General features: G+C 65.9%; 14 protein-coding genes. 10 read left to right on the top strand and 4 right to left on the bottom strand.

All coding sequences use genetic code 11. From position 1 onward, the window contains the following. The first annotated feature begins 130 nt into the window (after positions 1–130). The gene (locus J2Y55_RS03785; protein WP_310147733.1) at positions 131–1762 is read left to right on the top strand and encodes a long-chain-fatty-acid--CoA ligase; all 1632 of its coding nucleotides are present in this window, start codon (positions 131–133) and stop codon (positions 1760–1762) included. A gap of 211 nt (positions 1763–1973) precedes the next feature. Next, positions 1974–2372 (top strand): hypothetical protein, encoded by a 399-nt coding sequence (locus J2Y55_RS03790; RefSeq protein WP_310147735.1) that lies wholly within the window; start codon positions 1974–1976, stop codon positions 2370–2372. A gap of 247 nt (positions 2373–2619) precedes the next feature. On the opposite strand, the gene J2Y55_RS03795 is transcribed toward J2Y55_RS03790, so the two are convergent. Continuing rightward, positions 2620–2862, bottom strand: coding sequence for a hypothetical protein (locus J2Y55_RS03795; protein ID WP_310147738.1), 243 nt, complete (start codon positions 2860–2862; stop codon positions 2620–2622). Positions 2863–3160: 298 nt separating this feature from the next. Here J2Y55_RS03795 and J2Y55_RS03800 point away from each other — a divergent pair, with 298 nt between their 5' ends. Continuing rightward, positions 3161–4798: an alpha-D-glucose phosphate-specific phosphoglucomutase gene (locus tag J2Y55_RS03800; RefSeq protein ID WP_310148694.1), complete on the top strand. Its 1638-nt coding sequence runs from the start codon at positions 3161–3163 to the stop codon at positions 4796–4798. A 190-nt stretch (positions 4799–4988) separates the two neighbouring features. Here the strand turns inward: J2Y55_RS03800 and J2Y55_RS03805 are convergent, their stop codons facing one another. Then, complete coding sequence (locus J2Y55_RS03805) at positions 4989–5804, bottom strand: GntR family transcriptional regulator (protein WP_310147740.1); 816 nt, start codon at positions 5802–5804, stop codon at positions 4989–4991. Positions 5805–5991: 187 nt separating this feature from the next. Between J2Y55_RS03805 and J2Y55_RS03810 the strand changes: the two genes are divergently transcribed. Genes J2Y55_RS03810 through J2Y55_RS03840 form a run of 7 tightly spaced genes read left to right on the top strand, consistent with a single transcriptional unit; the run spans position 5992 to position 14621 of the window. Then, positions 5992–7266 (top strand): M20 family metallopeptidase, encoded by a 1275-nt coding sequence (locus J2Y55_RS03810; protein ID WP_310147742.1) that lies wholly within the window; start codon positions 5992–5994, stop codon positions 7264–7266. A gap of 11 nt (positions 7267–7277) precedes the next feature. Further along, the gene (locus tag J2Y55_RS03815) at positions 7278–8837 is read left to right on the top strand and encodes an ABC transporter substrate-binding protein (RefSeq protein WP_310147744.1); all 1560 of its coding nucleotides are present in this window, start codon (positions 7278–7280) and stop codon (positions 8835–8837) included. A gap of 13 nt (positions 8838–8850) precedes the next feature. Further along, positions 8851–9798 carry an ABC transporter permease gene (locus J2Y55_RS03820; RefSeq protein ID WP_310147746.1) on the top strand — a complete coding sequence of 316 codons (948 nt, stop codon included), beginning with the start codon at positions 8851–8853 and terminating at the stop codon, positions 9796–9798. Continuing rightward, the gene (locus J2Y55_RS03825; protein WP_310147748.1) at positions 9791–10615 is read left to right on the top strand and encodes an ABC transporter permease; all 825 of its coding nucleotides are present in this window, start codon (positions 9791–9793) and stop codon (positions 10613–10615) included. Before J2Y55_RS03820 ends, J2Y55_RS03825 begins: the two co-directional genes overlap by 8 nt. A gap of 8 nt (positions 10616–10623) precedes the next feature. Beyond that, complete coding sequence (locus J2Y55_RS03830; RefSeq protein WP_310147750.1) at positions 10624–12261, top strand: dipeptide ABC transporter ATP-binding protein; 1638 nt, start codon at positions 10624–10626, stop codon at positions 12259–12261. A 2-nt stretch (positions 12262–12263) separates the two neighbouring features. Continuing rightward, positions 12264–13481, top strand: a complete 1218-nt coding sequence (locus J2Y55_RS03835; protein ID WP_310147752.1) for a M20 family metallopeptidase — start codon at positions 12264–12266, stop codon at positions 13479–13481. A 3-nt stretch (positions 13482–13484) separates the two neighbouring features. Continuing rightward, on the top strand, positions 13485–14621 hold the full coding sequence (locus tag J2Y55_RS03840) for a M24 family metallopeptidase (RefSeq protein WP_310147755.1): 1137 nt from the start codon (positions 13485–13487) through the stop codon (positions 14619–14621). Between the two features lie 9 nt (positions 14622–14630). Here J2Y55_RS03840 and aptA read toward each other — a convergent pair whose 3' ends face one another. Together aptA and J2Y55_RS03850 are read right to left on the bottom strand one after the other, a co-directional pair. After that, positions 14631–15971: an omega-aminotransferase AptA gene (gene aptA, locus J2Y55_RS03845; protein WP_310147757.1), complete on the bottom strand. Its 1341-nt coding sequence runs from the start codon at positions 15969–15971 to the stop codon at positions 14631–14633. A gap of 219 nt (positions 15972–16190) precedes the next feature. Next, positions 16191–17072, bottom strand: coding sequence for a GntR family transcriptional regulator (locus J2Y55_RS03850; protein ID WP_310147759.1), 882 nt, complete (start codon positions 17070–17072; stop codon positions 16191–16193). Positions 17073–17121 lie beyond the last annotated feature (49 nt).

The raw sequence follows: 17121 nt of genomic DNA on the forward strand, positions 1-17121 counted from the left end.
TTCTGGCTCTCCGGGCGGAATTGATACGACCTAAACCATCTCGCTTCCGGGCGCGAGCCCCGCTTTCATATCCGCGCGGCTTGCTCCTATTCTGCCCGCAACAACAAACAAGATTTCGGGAGAGACGCCGATGCTCGGCTTGATGCAGGACTGGCCGCTGCTGCTGCACCGGATCATCGACCATGCCGCGATCCAGCATGGCACGCGCGAGGTCGTCAGCCGGGCGGTGGAGGATGGCTCCATAAGGCGCACGAGCTATGCGCAATTGCGCCAGCGCGCCTTGCAGGTGGCCAAGCGGCTCGGCCGCGAAGGCATGGCGCCGGGCGACAGGGTCGCGACGCTGGCCTGGAACACGGACCGCCATCTCGAGCTCTGGTACGGCATCAGCGGCATGGGAGCGATCACGCATACGGTCAATCCGCGCCTGTTCCCGGAGCAGATCGCATGGATTGTCGACCATGCCGCCGACAGGATGCTGTTCCTCGACCTGACCTTCGTGGCCCTGGTCGAGCAGTTGCAGGCGAAGATCCCAAGCGTTGAGCGTTTCGTCATCCTGACCGATGCCGCCCATATGCCTGAGACGTCGCTCAGGGGTGCGGTCGCCTATGAGGATTGGCTGGCCGAGGCCGATGACGATTTCGCCTGGGCGAAGCTCGACGAGAACACGGCGGCCGGGCTCTGCTACACCTCGGGCACCACGGGCGGCCCCAAGGGGGTGCTCTATTCGCATCGCTCCAACGTGCTGCATGCGCTCGCCTGCGCGACGCCGGACTATCTCGGCCTGTCCTCGCGCGACACGGTGCTGCCCGTGGTGCCGTTGTTCCACGCCAATAGCTGGTCGCTGGCCTATTCCGCGCCGATGACCGGGGCCAAGCTGGTCATGCCGGGAGCCAAGCTCGACGGAGCTTCGCTGCTGGAGCTGCTGGAAACGGAAGGCGTGACCTGCACGGCGGCGGTGCCGACGGTCTGGCTCGGGCTGCTCCAGCATCTGGAGGCGACAGGAGCGGGCCTCTCCACGCTGAAGCGCGTCGTCATCGGCGGTTCGGCCTGTCCGCGCGCGATGACCGAGGCCTTCGAGCGCAAATACGGCGTCACCGTCGCCCATGCCTGGGGCATGACCGAGATGAGCCCGATCGGCTCGTTCTGCTCGGTCAAGCCGATCTATCAGCATCTCGAAGGCGAGGCGCTCTACGACCTCAAGGTCAAGCAGGGCCATCCGCCCTTCACCGTCGAGTTCCGTATCACCGACGATGCGGGCAAGGACCTGCCCTGGGACGGCGCGACCTTCGGCCGGCTCAAGGTGCGCGGGCCCGCCGTGGCTGGCGCCTATTTTCGCCGTGAGGACGAGCCGATCCTCGACGAGCAGGGCTTTTTCGACACGGGCGATGTCGGCACCATCGATTCCGCCGGCTATATGCAGATCACCGACCGCTCCAAGGACGTGATCAAGTCAGGCGGTGAGTGGATCTCCTCGATCGATCTCGAAAACCTCGCGGTCGGCCATCCCGATGTGCTCGAAGCCGCGGTCATCGGCGTCACCCACCCGAAATGGGACGAGCGGCCGCTGCTGGTGATCGTGCCCAAGCCGGGCCGGACGCCCGGCAAGGACGAGATGCTCGCCTTCATGACCGGCAAGATCGCGAAATGGTGGCTGCCCGACGACGTCGTGCTGGTCGAGGCGATCCCCCACACCGCGACGGGCAAGATCCAGAAGACGGCGCTGCGCGAGCAGTTCAAGGATTATCGTCTGCCGGGTGTGTGACCGGGCAGTGCGCGGCCTGCTCTGGGGTGGCGAGTCGATTGCCGGAGAGCGGCGGCATTTGCGCAAGCGTGAGCTGGAGCGAGCAGTCACCGGGATGTGATCGCCGCGACGAATCCGGCGGGCGGACCCGTGGTTAATGTTCATTGTATGTTCATGCGGGAAGGCCGAGATTTCAGCCTGGGGCGAGGTTCATTGTGACGGGAGAATCGTCATGATCTCGACATTCGGCGTCAACAAGATCTGCAGCATCAGCAAGACGACTACTGCGGTTCTCGCTGCGGCAGTGATGTCCGCTGGCGTCATCGCATGGTCTGCCCCCGCCGAGGCGCGTCCCCATGGCGGTGGCTTCCATCGTGGCGGCTTCCACGGTGGAGGCATGGCCTTCCGCGGTGGCGGATTTGCGCATCGCGGCTTTGCTGGCCGGCCGGCGTTCTCCTACGGCCGGCATTTCCACCGCGGCCGCTTCTTCTGGGGCGGTCCGGCCTTCGCGCTCGCCTTGGGAGCGCCCTACTACAACAACTACTACAATGGCGGCTGCTACCCCGTATGGCGGCGCTATTACGACGCTTGGGGCTATGTCGTGACGCGTCGGGTCATGGTCTGCAACTGACGCCGACCGCTGTGCCCAACAGGCTATAATGGCCGGGCGATCGCGCCTGTCGGATCAGGCGCGGTCCCCTTGCGTTGAGCGCGATGTTCAGTGCCCTTCTCGCTTCGTAATGGTGGCGTGGACATGCCGATTCCCGCTTCGCGGGCTGCGCGCGGCAGGACCTGCGTCTTTAAACATCTGCCAATGGCAAGAACTGTGGGCGGGAAGATGCTACCGCTGCCTGCGGTGCAGGCGTTCTACGGCAAGCTTAGAATTGGCGGTTGCGCTGGCTGGTGACGCTGATGCTGTGAGACATGGCGCGAATTTGCTTGGGCGCCCCATGGAAAAGAGAAAACGCGCCAAGCGAAGCGAGGATGAGCGGCCATCCCGCGCTGACGAATGCGATCGTGATCGCATCGCTCCAAATGATGCGGCGCTTCGGCAACTCCACGATCGAGTTCAGGCCGAACCACGCACCGCCAATTCCATAGATCAGGGCCAGCCAGATCATGAGAAGGCTTTCGATGTACCGAATTTCAACGGTAACATTAAATTCTTGGTAATCATAGTGTTGGTTTACGCGCCGGCAAGAAACAGGCGAAGACCATATCAGTTTTGTGGGGCCTGCCGCCCACGCTCGGAAATTTAGGCACCAAGCGGCGGATTCTTGCCTTGTTCCGTCTCTAGCGTTCGACCAGCCTGGGCTGCCAGCAGCATGAGCTTCGTGCTAGTCAGCCCGATCGTTCTTGCCCTAGGTCGTCCTTGCCCCAGGTCGTTCTCGCCTATCCGGAGTCAGCATGTCGAACGCGTTGCGGGTTCTCCGCATTGAGACGAGCCCCTTTCCCGATCAGGAGCCCGGTACGTCGGGCCTGCGCAAGGCGGTCCCGGTTTTCCAGCAACCGCATTATCTCGAGAACTTCGTTCAATCGATCTTCGACGCCGTTCCGGAATTGCGCGGCGGCACGCTGATCCTGGGCGGTGACGGCCGCTTCCATAATGCCGAGGCCGTCCGCGTCATCGTCGCCATGGCGCTCGCCAATGGTGTCGCGCGCATCGTCGTGGGCCAAAGCGGGCTTTTGTCCACGCCCGCCGTCTCGGCGATCATTCGCAAGCGCGGCGCCCAAGGCGGCATCGTGCTGTCGGCGAGCCATAATCCAGGCGGGCCGGACGGCGATTTCGGCATCAAGTTCAATGCCGATAATGGCGGGCCGGCAGCGCCTGCGGTGACCACGGCGATCTTCGCCCGCACGCGTGAGATCACGACATACCAGATTGCCGACGGTCTCGAGCTCGCGCTGGGAACGATCGGGACGACCACGCTTGGTTCGGGCCAGGTCGTCGAGGTGATCGATCCGGTCACCGATTATGTCGCCTTGATGCAGACCCTGTTCGATTTCGACAGGCTCGGTGCCCTGTTGCGTTCGGGCTTCCGGATGCGCTTCGACGCCATGAACGCGATCACTGGCCCCTATGGCCGGCGCATCTTCGAGGAGCGCCTGGGCGCACCGGCGGGCAGCGTCATGAATGCGGTGCCGCTACCCGATTTCGGCGGGCTTCACCCGGACCCGAACCCGGTCTATGCGGCCGAATTGATCACGGCGATGGCCGGGGTGGAGAAGCTCGATTTCGGCGCGGCCTCCGATGGCGACGGCGACCGCAACCTGATTGTCGGGCCCGGCGGCCAGGTCGTGGCGCCAAGCGACAGCGTCGCGATCCTTGCCGCCAACGCTCATCTCGCGCCGGGCTATGCCGCCGGCCTCAAGGGGGTAGCCCGCTCGATGCCGACGAGCCGTGCGCTCGACCGCGTCGCGAAGGGGCTCAACCTGCCGCTCTATGAGACGCCGACGGGCTGGAAGTTCTTCGGCTCGCTGCTCGATGCGGGGATGATCTCGCTCTGCGGCGAGGAAAGCGCGGGGACGGGCTCGAACCATATCCGCGAGAAGGACGGCGTCTGGGCCGTCCTGCTCTGGCTCTCCATCGTGGCGGCGCGCAAGGAATCGGTGACCGAGATCGTCGCCGATCACTGGCGCCGCTATGGCCGCGACTACTACCAGCGCCATGACTATGAGGAGATCGACAGCAAGATCGCCAATGACCTCGTCGCGGCGCTCAGGAGCAGGCTTGCGACCCTGCCGGGCCAGAGCTTTGCCGGCATGACCGTCACTGCTGCTGACGAGTTCAGCTATACCGACCCGGTCGATGGCTCCGTGACCGAGCGCCAGGGCCTGCGCATCCTGTTCGACAACGACGCCCGCATCGTCTTCCGGCTCTCGGGGACGGGCACCAAGGGCGCGACGCTCAGGATCTATCTGGAACGCTTCGAGCCGGATCCGGCACGGCACGGGCTCGATCCCGCGGCGGTGCTGGAGCCCCTCGCGAAGGCTGCCGCGGCGATCACGGAACTGGCGGAACGTACGGGCCGGACGGAGCCGACGGTCGTCGCCTAGTGCTGGGTGGAGTCTGCAGGAACCACGCCGTCATCCCGGCCGGAGCCCTCGGGTCCGATCTTCGATCGGCCCAAGGATAAACTCCGCGGAGGGCTGGGATCTATCGGAGGCCGCCGCACTCGGCGATGGATCCCGGGTCGACCTTTGGTCGTTCGGGATGACGGCATGGTTCCGTGTGAAGCAGTGCGCTCTAACGCACCTCGTTGACGTAGATATGGGCGCGGGTGGTGGCGCGGTGCTGGCCCAGGATGGTCGGCACGCCGGCCTGGTCATAGGCCACTTCCTCGATCGTCAGCACGGCCTCGCGCCCGGTGAGATCGAGCAGGGCGATGTCCTCGTCATTGGCGAGATCGGCCGCGATCTGCTCGCGCACGGCCGAGATGCGGACGCCGTAGCGCTCCAGCAGATGTAGATAGAGCAGCTGGGGCAGGGCGGCGGGATCGCGCGGCAGGCCGGGCACGCGCTCCGCTGCGAGGATCAAACGGTCATGCATTACCGGCTTACCGTCGGCATGGCGGATGCGGTGCAGCTTCACCACCTCGGCATCGGGTTTGATTTGCAGCAGCGCGGCCTGCTCGGGTGTCGCCTGCGCATGCTCCACGCTGAGCATCTGGCTGGTCGAGCGCGTCAGGCTGCCATCGGCGCGGTGTAGCCGGAAATACTGAAAGAAGAAGCGCAAGCTGTGATGCGGGCTGCGGCCGGTCACCACCGTGCCGGTCTTGCGCCGGCGCGAGAGCAGGCCTTCCGCGACGAGATCGCTCATCGCCCGGCGCACCGTGCCGACTGCGATGCCGAAACCCTGGGCAAGCGCGGTTTCGTTGGGGAGCACCATGCCCGGCTGCCATTCGCCGACCAGGATGGCCTCCGACATATGGCGCTTCACCTTCTCGTAAAGCGGGGCCGCATCGCTATTGGCCAGGTTGGGAAGCGTGGGCTGGGCGTTTGCCCGCTGCGTGGCGGGTTCTGAGGCAGCGGCCGTCGTTTTTTTGGCATTGACAGCAGGCATGCGCTCGTTCCTATTTCTATATAGTTTATATGAATGTGAGGTTCTTGCAAATGGCGACGCCAGTTCGGCCCGCTCGACATCTCCATCGCAGATCGCGGTTGCGCGCGACAAGCACCGTCTCGGCGCGCTGATCGCAATGACCTCCGCTTCCGCCCTGAGACAGGATGTTTCCGCCTTGGCGCCGGCCATGGCGTGGATCTCCGACGCGGTTGAAAGCGCTGCCGACGATCTTGGCGCGATGATCGCAGTCGACACCTCCTTTCCGCCGGGGCGGGGCTATGACGCCTTCGCCGATCTGATGGAGGGGCTGGTCGCGCCGCTTGGCTTCGCGCATGAGCGCGTCGTGGTGCCCGAGGCGCTTTGGCAGGTGCCGGGCCGCCCGGCATTCGGCCGCCGGACCAATCTCATCGCGACGCGGCGCAGCGGCAAGGCTATCTGCGGTCTGTATTTCCATGTCGACACCGTGCCGGCCGCGCCCGGCTGGCAGGGCGATCCGCTGCGCATGAGGCGCGACGGCGACACGCTGATCGGGCTTGGCGCCGCCGACATGAAGGGCTGCATCGCAGCCGTGCTGCTGGCGTTGCGCGCGGCGGAAGCCTGCAATGTCGCTCTCGCCTATGATCCGATGCTGCTGCTTTGCACCGACGAGGAGGGCGGGCTTTATCCCGGCATTCGCTATCTCGCCGAACAGGGACGCCTCGAGGGCCATGTCCTGAATTTCAATGGCAGCGCGGATGCCCGCATCTGGGCCGGCTGCTTTGGTCTTTTCAACCTGCTGGTCCGGGTGCGCGGCCAGGCCGTCCATGCCGGCGAAGGCAATCGCTCCGGCTTCGGCCTCAATGCGGTCGAAGGCGCACTGCCATTGCTCAATGCGCTGGCGGTGTTGAAGGCGCGCGTGGCGACGCGCATCTCGGCGCTCCCACCACCGCCCGGCAAGCCGGCGCTTGCGGCACAGCTCAACATCGCGACGATCAATGGCGGCACGGCCGGCGGACAGGTGCCGGCGCTGCTCGAATTGACGCTCAACCGCCGTTATGCGCCCGAGGAATCCTTCGAGGCGGCCCTGGCCGAGATCGAGGACACTGTCTGCCGCAGCATCGCCTCCGTTCCGGGCCTGTCGGTCGAAACCGCCCTGGTCGGTCATCTCGCGCCGACCTCCGATCCGACCGGGCCGCATTGGCCGCGCTGGCAGCGCGCGATGGGGCAGGGCTTCGGCTACGCGCCTGAAGAGTTCCGTAAATGGGGCGCTGCGAGCTGCTCCGATTTCGGCTGGGTCCAGCGCGCAACCGGCATGCAGGAAGTGCTGCTCGGCGGGCTTGGCCGGCCGAACCGCAACATCCATGCGCCGGGCGAACACACCACGACAACCGATGTGGTCGCCCTGGCGCGCAGCGTCCTTGCCTATCTCGCCGCCGATTTCGCGCCTGAATTGATCCCCGAAACCACCTCGTCCCAAAGCTGAAGGAGCGCCCCATGCCGAGCGTCAATCGTCGCCATTTCCTCGCCGCCTCCGCTGCGCTCAGCGGTTTTGCCATGACCGGCTTCGATGCCGTGGCGCAGGCCCAGGCTCCCCGCCGGGGCGGCACGCTGCGCGTCAGCGTCGACCAGGCCGTGGCCAAGCTGAACCCGCTCGTGACACGGGTGAACCCGGAATATCTGGTCTCGGAACTGCTCTATTCCGCGCTGACTCGCCTCAAGGTCGATATGAGCGTCGAGCCGGACCTGGCCGAATCCTGGAGCAACTCCGCCGACCTGCTAGAATGGACCTTTGTCCTGCGCAAGGGCGTGACCTTCCATGACGGCAGCGCCTTCACGGCCGCCGACGTGGTCGCGACCTTCGAGGCGATCCTCGACGCCAAGACCGCCTCGCCGGCGCGCCAGAATGTCGGCCCCATCGTTAAGGTCGCAGCGAAGGATACCGATACGGTCGTCTTCACGCTTTCGGCTCCCTTCGCGGACCTACCCGTCGCGCTTGCAACCACGACCGCCAAGATCGTGCCTGCGGCGGTGATCAAGGCTGGGCTTGGCCGTCTCGACCGCGAAGCTGTCGGCACCGGCCCGTTCAAGCTGGTCTCCTTCGAACCGGAGCGGCTCATCGTGGTCGCCCGCAACGACGCCTATTATGACAAGGCGCGGCCTTATCTCGATCGTGTCGATGTCGTGGTCTACCCCGATATCAGCGCCGAAAGCTCGGCTTTGATCGCGGGCGACACCGACCTGATCTCGACTGCCCAGCCGACCGAGTACGGGCGGCTGGAGAAGGCTGCCGGCGTCAAGGGGCTGCGCGTGGCCTCGGGCCAGTTCTGCAACGTCAATTTCGGCTGCGACACCAAGCCCTTCAACGACGTGCGCGTGCGCCAGGCACTGGCCCTGACGGTGGACCGCGCCGCGATGGTCGATTTCGTCACCGAGGGTTACGGCACGCCGGGCAACGACAGCCCGCTCAACGTCGCCTATCGCTTCTATTCCGAGCAGGCGCTGAAGAAGCCCGATATCGCCAAGGCCAAGGCGCTACTGGCCGAGGCCGGTTATCCCAACGGCCTCGAGGCGACGCTGATCGCCTCCGACCGTCCCTCGCTGCGCACCCAGATGGCGGTGGCGCTGCGCGAGATGGCCAAGCCCGCCGGCTTCCGCATCAATGTCGAGACGATGCCGCACGCGACCTATCTCGATCAGGTCTGGAAGAAGGGCTCGTTCTATGTCGGCTTCTACAACATGCAGCCGACGGCCGATGCCATCTTTTCGCTGCTCTACACCTCCAACGCCGCCTGGAACGAGACGCGCTGGAACAACGCCGCCTTCGACAAGCTGGTGAACGAGGCGCGCGCAACGGTCGACGAGGCCAAGCGCCGCGCGCTCTATGGGCAGGCGCAGGCGCTGATGAACACCGAGGTCCCCTCGATCATTCCGACTTTCTTCGATCTGCTCGCCGCCCGGCGCGACTGGGTGCAAGGCTATGAATTGCATCCGCGCGGCGCGGTGTTCCGGCTCGACCATGCCTCGCTGGGCGCCAATGCGCCCAAGCGCGCCTGAGGGGTAAGCGCGCGTGTCGCCGGCCTATATCCTCAAGCGTATCGTGCTGGTCGGCTACACGCTGCTCGTCGTGTCGCTCATCGTCTTCGCGATCACCCAGATCCTGCCGGCCGATGCGGCCGTCATGATGCTGGGCGAGAACGCGACGACTGAAGCGCTCAGCGCGCTGCGCACCAAGATGGGCCTCGATGCGTCGATCTGGGCGCAATACGGCCATTGGCTGGCCGGCGTGCTGCGAGGCGATTTCGGCGTCTCGATGCGCACCGGCCAGCCGGTCGGACCGGTGATGATCGAGGCGCTCGGCCGCTCGCTGCTACTCGCCTTGTTCTCGATCGTGCTGATGCTGGTGCTGGCCCTGCCGCTGGGCATCATCGCGGCCGTCAGGCGTGGCCGCATCGCTGATCTTCTGGTCAGCGTGATCTCCTATATCGGGGTCTCGCTGCCGGAATTCGTCACCGCCACGCTGGTCGTGCTGGTGCTGGCCGATTGGCTGCAATGGCTGCCGGCGACTGGCTATGTGCCGCTGACCGAGAACCCGCTGCAGGGCCTCAGGCATCTCGTCCTGCCGGTCTTGACCATTTCGGTCATCCTGATCGCGCATGTCTCGCGCATGGTGCGCTCGGAACTGGTCGATGTGCTGCACACCGATTATGTCCGCGCCGCTCGCCTCAAGGGGCTGCCGAAGCGCACGGTCCTCTACAAGCACGCGCTGCGCAACGCTTTGCTGCCGACGATCACGATCGTGGCGCTCGATGTCGGCTATCTGCTCGGCGGCGTCATCGTGGTCGAGGAGATCTTCGCGCTGCCCGGCATCGGCCGCCAGCTCATCGTCGCGATCCAGAGCCGCGACCTGCCCTCGATCCAGGCCGGCGCGCTGATCATGGCCGCGACCTACGCCATCGCCAGTTTCCTCGCCGACATCGCCTATGCCCGGCTCGACCGGAGAATCCAGTATGATTGAGCTGTTGCGCCGCGTGCTGCGCTCGCCGCAGGGAGCGCTCGGGCTCGTCCTGGTCGGGCTGATCCTGCTCGTGGTCGTCCTGGGCCCGTGGATCGCGCCCTATGATCCCGAAAGCCTCGCGCCCCTGCAGCGCTACAAGCCGCCGAGCGCGCTGTTCTGGCTCGGCACCGACCAATATGGCCGCGACATCCTGAGCCGCCTGCTGCATGGCGCGCGCGCCACCGTGGTGATGGCGGTGTTCGCGACCGCGCTCGGCACGCTGGCAGGCGCCGTGATCGGCACGATCTCGGCCTTTCTCGGCGGCCGCAGCGACGAGGCGATCATGCGCACCGTCGATGCGGTGATGGCGATCCCAAGCCTGTTGCTGGCCCTGCTGATCGTCAACCTGCTCGGCAAGAGCAGCTGGAACGCGCTGCTCGCCATCGCCATCGCCTTCACGCCCGGCATGGCGCGGGTGACGCGCTCGGTCGCGCTGGCCGTGCGCAAGCAGGATTATGTCAATGCCGCCATCGCGCGCGGCGAGAGCGCGCGCTTCATCGTCTGGCGCGAGATGCTGCCCAATGTCGTGGCGCCGATCATCGTCGAGATGACGATCCGGGTCGCCTTTGCCGTGATGCTGTTCGCGACCTTGAGCTTCCTTGGGCTGGGCGCACAGCCGCCGGCCTCGGAATGGGGGCTGATGGTCGCCGAAGCCAGGCGCTTCATGCATCTGAGCCCATGGATGATCCTGTGGCCGAGCCTGGCGGTCGCTTTTGTGGCGATCGGCTTCAACCTGCTCGGCGACGGCCTGCGCGACGCGCTCAACCCGCGCACATGAGGCTGATCATGACGCCGATCCTCGACATCGCCGGCTACTGCCTCGACTATGCCACGCCCGCCGGCTTCACTCGCGCGCTCGACGCGGTCACGCTCGGCGTCGCCAAGGGTGAGGTGCTCGGCCTCGTCGGCGAATCCGGCTCGGGCAAGACCTCGCTCGCCTGGGCGATCATGCGCCATCTGCCGGAGAGCGCGCGCGAGGCCGGCCGCATCCGCTTGATCGACAAGGAGTTGACCACGACCAGCGAGGCCGAGATCGAGGCCATTCGCGGCCGGCGCATCGGCATGGTCTTCCAGGATCCGAGCACCTCGCTCAACCCGACCTTGCCTCTGGGCGAACAATTGGCCGAGGTGCTGGAACATCATCGCGGCCTGACGCGCAAGCAGGCCTGGGCCGAGGGCGAGGCGATGCTCGCCCGCGTCGGCCTGAAGGTCCCGAGAGAGATGATGCGGCGCTATCCGCATGAGGCCTCGGGCGGCGAGAAGCAGCGCGTGGTCATCGCCACCGCCTTCGCCTGCCAGCCGGAATGCATCATCTTCGACGAGCCGACGACGGCGCTCGACGTCATCACCGCCCGCCAGATCCTCGATCTGTTCGGCGAGTTGCAGGCTGAGACCGGTGTCGCCTCGCTCTATATCTCGCATGATCTGGCTCTGGTCTCGCGCGTCGCCAATCGCGTTGCAGTGATCCATCGCGGGCGCATCGTCGAGCAGGGCAAGGTGGAGGAGGTTTTTGCCTCGCCGCAGGACGACTATACCCAAAAGCTGCTCGCCGCTGTGCCGCGCCCGGATCATCGCCTGGTCGACGACGCCGGGCCGGGTTCTGAGGCGAAGGCGCTGGTCGAGGTCGACAAGGTCAGCGTCCGCTATGGCCGCAAGCCTTTCCTGGCGAAGCTGCTCGGCCGCGAGAACACCCAGTTCACCGGCAATCGTGACATCAGCCTCTCCGTGCGGGAGGGCGAGATCCTCGGCATCGTCGGCGAATCCGGCTCGGGCAAATCGACCCTCGCCAGGGCATTGACCGGCCTGAACCCGTTCGAGGGCGAGATCCGCTTCGCCGGCCGCCCGATCAGCGGATTGAAGGATATGGACCGGGCCTATCGCCGCGATGTCCAGATCATCTTTCAGCACCCCGATTCCTCGCTCAATCCGCGCCAGCGCATCCGCGAGATCCTGTCGCGGCCGCTGGCGCTCTACGGCACGGTCGAGCAACGCAAGGACGCAAACGCGATCGGCGCGTTGCTCGAACAGGTGCGCCTGCCGGCGGCCTATGCCGAGCGCTATCCCCACCAGCTTTCCGGCGGCGAGAAGCAGCGCGTGGCGATCGCGCGCGCCTTTGCTTCGCGGCCGAAGCTGGTGATCTGCGACGAGATCACCTCCGCACTCGACGTTTCCGTGCAGGCCTCGGTGGTCGAGCTTCTGGTCGATCTGCAGAAGCGTTTCGGCACCGCCTATCTCTTCATCACCCATGATCTCAACCTGGTGCGCCAGATCGCGCATCGCATCGCGGTGATGTATCGCGGCGACCTCGTCGATCTCGTCGATGTTGCCGAGCTCTCGGGCGGGCAGGTCCATGCCTATACCCGCTCGCTGATCGAGGCCGTTCCGGCCCCTGCCGCTCCTGCATCTGAGCTTCCAAGGATTTGACGATGGATCGCGCTGCCCTCCTGGCTCGTCTCGACGAGAAAGCCGCCCTCGATTTCCTCAGCGCCATGGCGCGCCACAAGAGCTATTCGGAGACCGAAGGCGAGCGCGTGCTCGCAGCCTTCATGGCCGAGAAGATGCGCGAAATCGGCGTCGAGGCCGAACTGCAGCCGGTCGTCGGCGAGCGCGTCAACGCCATCGGCCGCTGGAAGGGAACCGGCGGCGGCAAGAGCCTGCTGTTCAACGGCCATCTCGACACCAACCCGGCGACCGAGGGCTGGACGGTCGATCCCTGGGGCGGGCTGGTCGACAAGGAGTTCATCTACGGCATCGGCGTCTCCAACATGAAGGCGGGGGATGCTGCCTATTTCTGCGCGGTCAAGACGCTGATCGACGCCGGCGTGAAGCTGAAGGGCGATGTCGTGCTGACCTATGTCGTCGGCGAATTACAGGGTGGCGTCGGCACGGTCGCTGCGATCAGGAACGGGGTGAAGGCCGACTACTTCATCAACTCCGAGCCGAGCGACCTGCAGGCCATCACCATGCATGCCTGCGCCTTTACCTTCGTGATCGAGTTGACCGGCAACACCCGCCATCTCTCCAAGCGCGAGCAGGCGGTCGACGCCATCGTCGCGGCCTGCGACCTGATCCCGCGCCTCAACGCGATGACCTTCTCCGGCGCGAAATCCGACGAGCACCGCTCGATCAACCGCGTCCATGTCGGCGTGGTTCGTGGCGCGCTCGGCAAGGAGCTGCATGAATGGCGCGCGCCGCAGGTCGCAGACTTCGCCCGGATCAAGGGTTCGGGGCGCTATGCACCGGGCCAGACCGAGGCCGGCGCCATCGCCGATATGCGCCGCGAGCTCGATGCGCTGGAGGCGCGCTTCCCCGGCTTGCAAGCGACGATCCGCACCGAGAAGGAGGAGGGCCACCGGTCGATGCCGGCCTTCGAGGTCGCCAGGAACGCCCGCATCGTCAAGACGATCAACGCCGCCTATCAGGAGGTGCGCGGCGAGGCGCAGCCGACGGGCGCGATCGCGCCTCCCGGCTTCTTCGGCACCGACGCCGGGCATTTCTATGCGGAGCTTGGCATGGAAGGCATCGTCTGCGGTCCGGGCGGACGCTACAACACCATGCCCGATGAGCGCGTCGAGATCGTCGACTATCTCGCCATGATCCGGATCTACATGCTCTGCATCCTCGATATCTGCGAGATCGCCTGAGCGATGTTCGCGCCCCGGGAGTTCGCAAGCCGCGTCGCCAGGGCGCGATCTGCGATGGTCGAGGCCGGCGTCGATCTCTTCCTGATCGACCACGCGGAATGCCTGGCCTGGCTGACCGGCTACACCGTCTCGGAGACGATGTATCGCGCCGCTTTCCTGCCGCTCACGGGCGAACCCTGGTTCGTGCTGCGCGAGCTCGATGCGCAGCCTTGCCGCAACGCCTGCTGGTTTTCCGATATCCGGGGCTTTGCCGACACGGCCGAGCCGCATGCGGTGATGGCCGAGGTGATCCGCGCCCGAGGCCATGCCGCCTCCCGGATCGGGGCCGACCACAACTCCTATGGTTTCACGGCCGCGACGCGCGACCGGCTCCAGGCGCTTCTCCCGGAGGCGCGCTTCGTCGACATGCCGGGCGCGGGCGACCTGCTGCGCCAGGTCAAATCAGAGGCCGAGATCGCGCTTCTGGCGCAGGCGGCCGGGATCGCCGACAAGGCCATGGCAGCCATCGCGGCACGGGCGCAGCCGGGATTGTCGCCGCGTGCGGCAGCGGCGATCGCGGCTGCAAGCTTTCTGGAGAATGGCGCCGATACCGGCGAAACGGGTCCGATCGTGCCGGGCATCGGCGATCATGAATTCCTGCATGGCGTGATGACCGCGCAGCCGCTCGATGACGGCGACGTGCTGCATGTCGAACTGATCCCGAAGGTCGCGAACTATGGCGCAAGGCTGATGCGGCCGGTGCTGATCGGCTCGGATCGGCGCGGTCTTGCGCCATTGGCCGAGCGGCTCGTCGCCTTGCAGGACCGGCAATTCGCGGCGATGCGGCCGGGCGCTCTCGCTGGCGAGGTCGATGCAGTCCTGCGCGAGGCGGTGCTCGCTGAGCGCCTGCGGCCGGCTTACGACAATGTCAGCGGCTATACGCTCGGGCTTTATGCACGGACGCCGCGCCCGAGCGATTTCTCCCGCGTCTTCCTGCCCAATGCGACATGGCGATTGGAGGAGGGCATGGTCTTCCACATGTATGTCTCGGCCGGCGGGCTCGGCTTCAGCGAGACCATCGTCGTTCGTGCGGGCGGCGGAGAACGATTGACCGGGACGGCGCGGGGGGTGCTGCGGGCCGGTGGCCCGCAGCTCTCGTGACCGGGCCTCTCAATCGATCCGCGACAAGGCGGCCTCGATCGTCGCGAAGATCGTCTCGATCTCGTCGGGGGCGATGACCAGCGGCGGCGACAGCACGAGCGTGTCGCCGGCATTGCGGATCAAGAGGTCGGCCTCGTAGCAGAGCTTGGCGCAGGCGCCGCCGCGTGCGCCCTCGGCGCCGGGGCGTGGCGAGAGATCGATGGCGCAGAGCAGCCCGGCCGTGCGGATATCCGCGACATGCGGCGCAGCCTTCAGGCGGTGGGCGCGATTCTCCCACAGCGGCAGCACGCCGCGCAGACGGCCGAGCAGACCCTGCTCGGCGAAGACGTCAAGCGTCGCGAGGCCCGCCGCGCAGGCAAGCGGGTGGGCCGAATAGGTGTAGCCGTGGAAGAGCTCGACCGCCTCCGGTGGTCCGGCCATGAAGGCCTCATAGACATGGCCGGCGACGAGCACGCCGCCCATCGGCACGGCGCCGTTGGTCATGCCCTTGGCGCAGCTCATCAGGTCGGGCTTGACGCCATAGGCCTGTGCCGCGAAGGGCGTGCCCAGCCGGCCGAAGCCGGTGATGACCTCGTCGAAGATCAAGAGGATGCCGTGCTTGTCGCAGATCGCGCGCAGGCGTTCGAGATAGCCATTCGGCGGCGGGTAGACGCCGCCCGAACCGGTGACAGGCTCGACGATGACGGCGGCGACGGTCGAGGGATCATGGATCTGCAGCAAGGTCTCCAGCGCTTCGGAGGCGCTCGCCCCGCCCTCCGGCTGGCCGCGTGAAAAGGCCATGGTGGCGCGGTCATAGGGCAGCGGCAGATGGGCGACATCGGCGAGCAGCGGACCGAAGGCGGCCTTGTGGCGGCCGATGCCGGCGACAGAGAGGCCGCCAAAGCCGACGCCGTGATAGCTCTTGTGGCGTCCGATCAGCTTGGTGCGGCCGGCTTGGCCCCTGGCATGGTGATAGGCGCGGGCGATCTTCAGCGCGGTGTCGACGGCCTCCGAGCCCGAATTGACGAAGAAGACATGGTCGATGCCCTCGGGTGCGAACTCACACAGCCGCTCCGCATAGGCTTCCGCAGCCGGATGGCTCATCTTGAAGGAGGAAACGAAATCGAGCCGACCGGCGGCCTCGCGAATGGCCTCGACGATGCGGGGCTGGCCGTGGCCGGCATTGACGCACCAGAGCCCGGCCATGCCATCGAGGATGCGCCGGCCCTCCGGCGTGACGTAATGCATGCCCTGCGCGCTCTCGAACAGCATCGGCTCGCTCTGGAAGCCGCGCATCGGTGTGAACGGCATCCAGAAGGCATCGCGCCGGTTAGGGAGACGGGGCTGGGGCGGGGCGGCATGGGCGGTCATGATCGGTCCTCGGCGAAACGGGACGGTCATGATGTCTTTATTGGATACAAAAGACAATATCTGTTCGATGGCGCCGTTTCGAGTTCAGAGCCGGACGCGGAAAACCGGTTCGCGTTTTTTCGCATCCGGCTCTCGTTTTTTGTTTTGACGCGTTTTCTCCGCGCAAACGCTTCGCGTTTGTCGCGAGGGAACCGGTAATCCACTTCGCTTGAAAACGCTCTAGTCAAACCCGTTGGCGCGGCGGAGCTGGCTGGCCCGCTGAAGATGGCTGCGCATCAGGGCCGAGGCGAGTTCGCGGTCGCCGGCCTCGAGACAGTCCAGCATCTGCAGATGTTCGCGGCAGTTCACGACGACGCGCTCGAAGCCGAAGACCCAGTCGTAATTGGACAGGCGGCGCAGCTGGTTCTGCCGGCGGATTGCCGAGTGGATGTAGCGGTTGCCCGAGGCTGCTGCCAATCCCTCATGGAAATCGGCATTCATCTCGTAGAAGCCGATGCTGGAGGCCTCGCGCCAGGGGCGTTCGAGCGTCTCGCGATGGCGCGCGCGCATTTCGTCGATCCAGCCCTGTTCGAGCGAGAAACCAGGTTCCAGCAGCGCCATCGGCTCGATCAGCAGGCGGAAGCGGTAGCGCTCGTCATGAGCTGAAGGGTCGCGCAGATCGTGCAGGAAGCGCCAACCATAACCGGGCTTGCGCTCGACCATGTCGAGGTCGGCGAGGCGGGCGAGGAGGCGCTGGACCTCCGGCCGGCCGAGGTCGTAGCGTCGCATCACCTCCAGTTCGGAGATGTCGTCGGAAAGCTGCCCGGTCTCGCGGTCATGGGCGATCTTGACCATGGCGAGTTCGGTGGCGTCGGGATTTCCGCCATGGCTCGCGGCCATGGCCGGCGTACTCAGCAACTCGACGCCCTTGTTGGGATGGCGCCGCACGACGCCTTGCCCGGCGAGATAGTCCAGTGCGGCGCGGACCGGCGTGCGCGAGACGTTCAGGCGGCGCGCGGCGCTGTTCTCGTTCAGCCAGGCGCCAGCCTCCAGGCCATCCTCGCGCACCATCTGGAGAATGCGCTCGGCGATGTCCTGCTGCAGCCGGGTGGGGGTCGTCATTGAAAAACTCTTGATTGTCTTAGTTGGCAATGAAATACATTAAGGATTG

Origin of the sequence: Allobosea sp. BE125 (assembly GCF_031456075.1) — a bacterium.
Lineage (GTDB): Bacteria > Pseudomonadota > Alphaproteobacteria > Rhizobiales > Beijerinckiaceae > Allobosea.

Excerpts from the sequence above, each read along its gene's own strand:
- J2Y55_RS03785 (WP_310147733.1), top strand. The coding sequence starts at position 131 with ATGCTCGGCTTGATGCAGGACTGGCCGCTGCTGCTGCACCGGATCATC.
- J2Y55_RS03790 (WP_310147735.1), top strand. The coding sequence starts at position 1,974 with ATGATCTCGACATTCGGCGTCAACAAGATCTGCAGCATCAGCAAGACG.
- J2Y55_RS03795 (WP_310147738.1), bottom strand. The coding sequence starts at position 2,862 with ATGATCTGGCTGGCCCTGATCTATGGAATTGGCGGTGCGTGGTTCGGC.
- J2Y55_RS03805 (WP_310147740.1), bottom strand. The coding sequence starts at position 5,804 with ATGCCTGCTGTCAATGCCAAAAAAACGACGGCCGCTGCCTCAGAACCC.
- J2Y55_RS03810 (WP_310147742.1), top strand. The coding sequence starts at position 5,992 with ATGGCGTGGATCTCCGACGCGGTTGAAAGCGCTGCCGACGATCTTGGC.
- J2Y55_RS03815 (WP_310147744.1), top strand. The coding sequence starts at position 7,278 with ATGCCGAGCGTCAATCGTCGCCATTTCCTCGCCGCCTCCGCTGCGCTC.
- J2Y55_RS03825 (WP_310147748.1), top strand. The coding sequence starts at position 9,791 with ATGATTGAGCTGTTGCGCCGCGTGCTGCGCTCGCCGCAGGGAGCGCTC.
- J2Y55_RS03830 (WP_310147750.1), top strand. The coding sequence starts at position 10,624 with ATGACGCCGATCCTCGACATCGCCGGCTACTGCCTCGACTATGCCACG.
- J2Y55_RS03835 (WP_310147752.1), top strand. The coding sequence starts at position 12,264 with ATGGATCGCGCTGCCCTCCTGGCTCGTCTCGACGAGAAAGCCGCCCTC.
- J2Y55_RS03840 (WP_310147755.1), top strand. The coding sequence starts at position 13,485 with ATGTTCGCGCCCCGGGAGTTCGCAAGCCGCGTCGCCAGGGCGCGATCT.
- aptA (WP_310147757.1), bottom strand. The coding sequence starts at position 15,971 with ATGACCGCCCATGCCGCCCCGCCCCAGCCCCGTCTCCCTAACCGGCGC.
- J2Y55_RS03850 (WP_310147759.1), bottom strand. The coding sequence starts at position 17,072 with ATGACGACCCCCACCCGGCTGCAGCAGGACATCGCCGAGCGCATTCTC.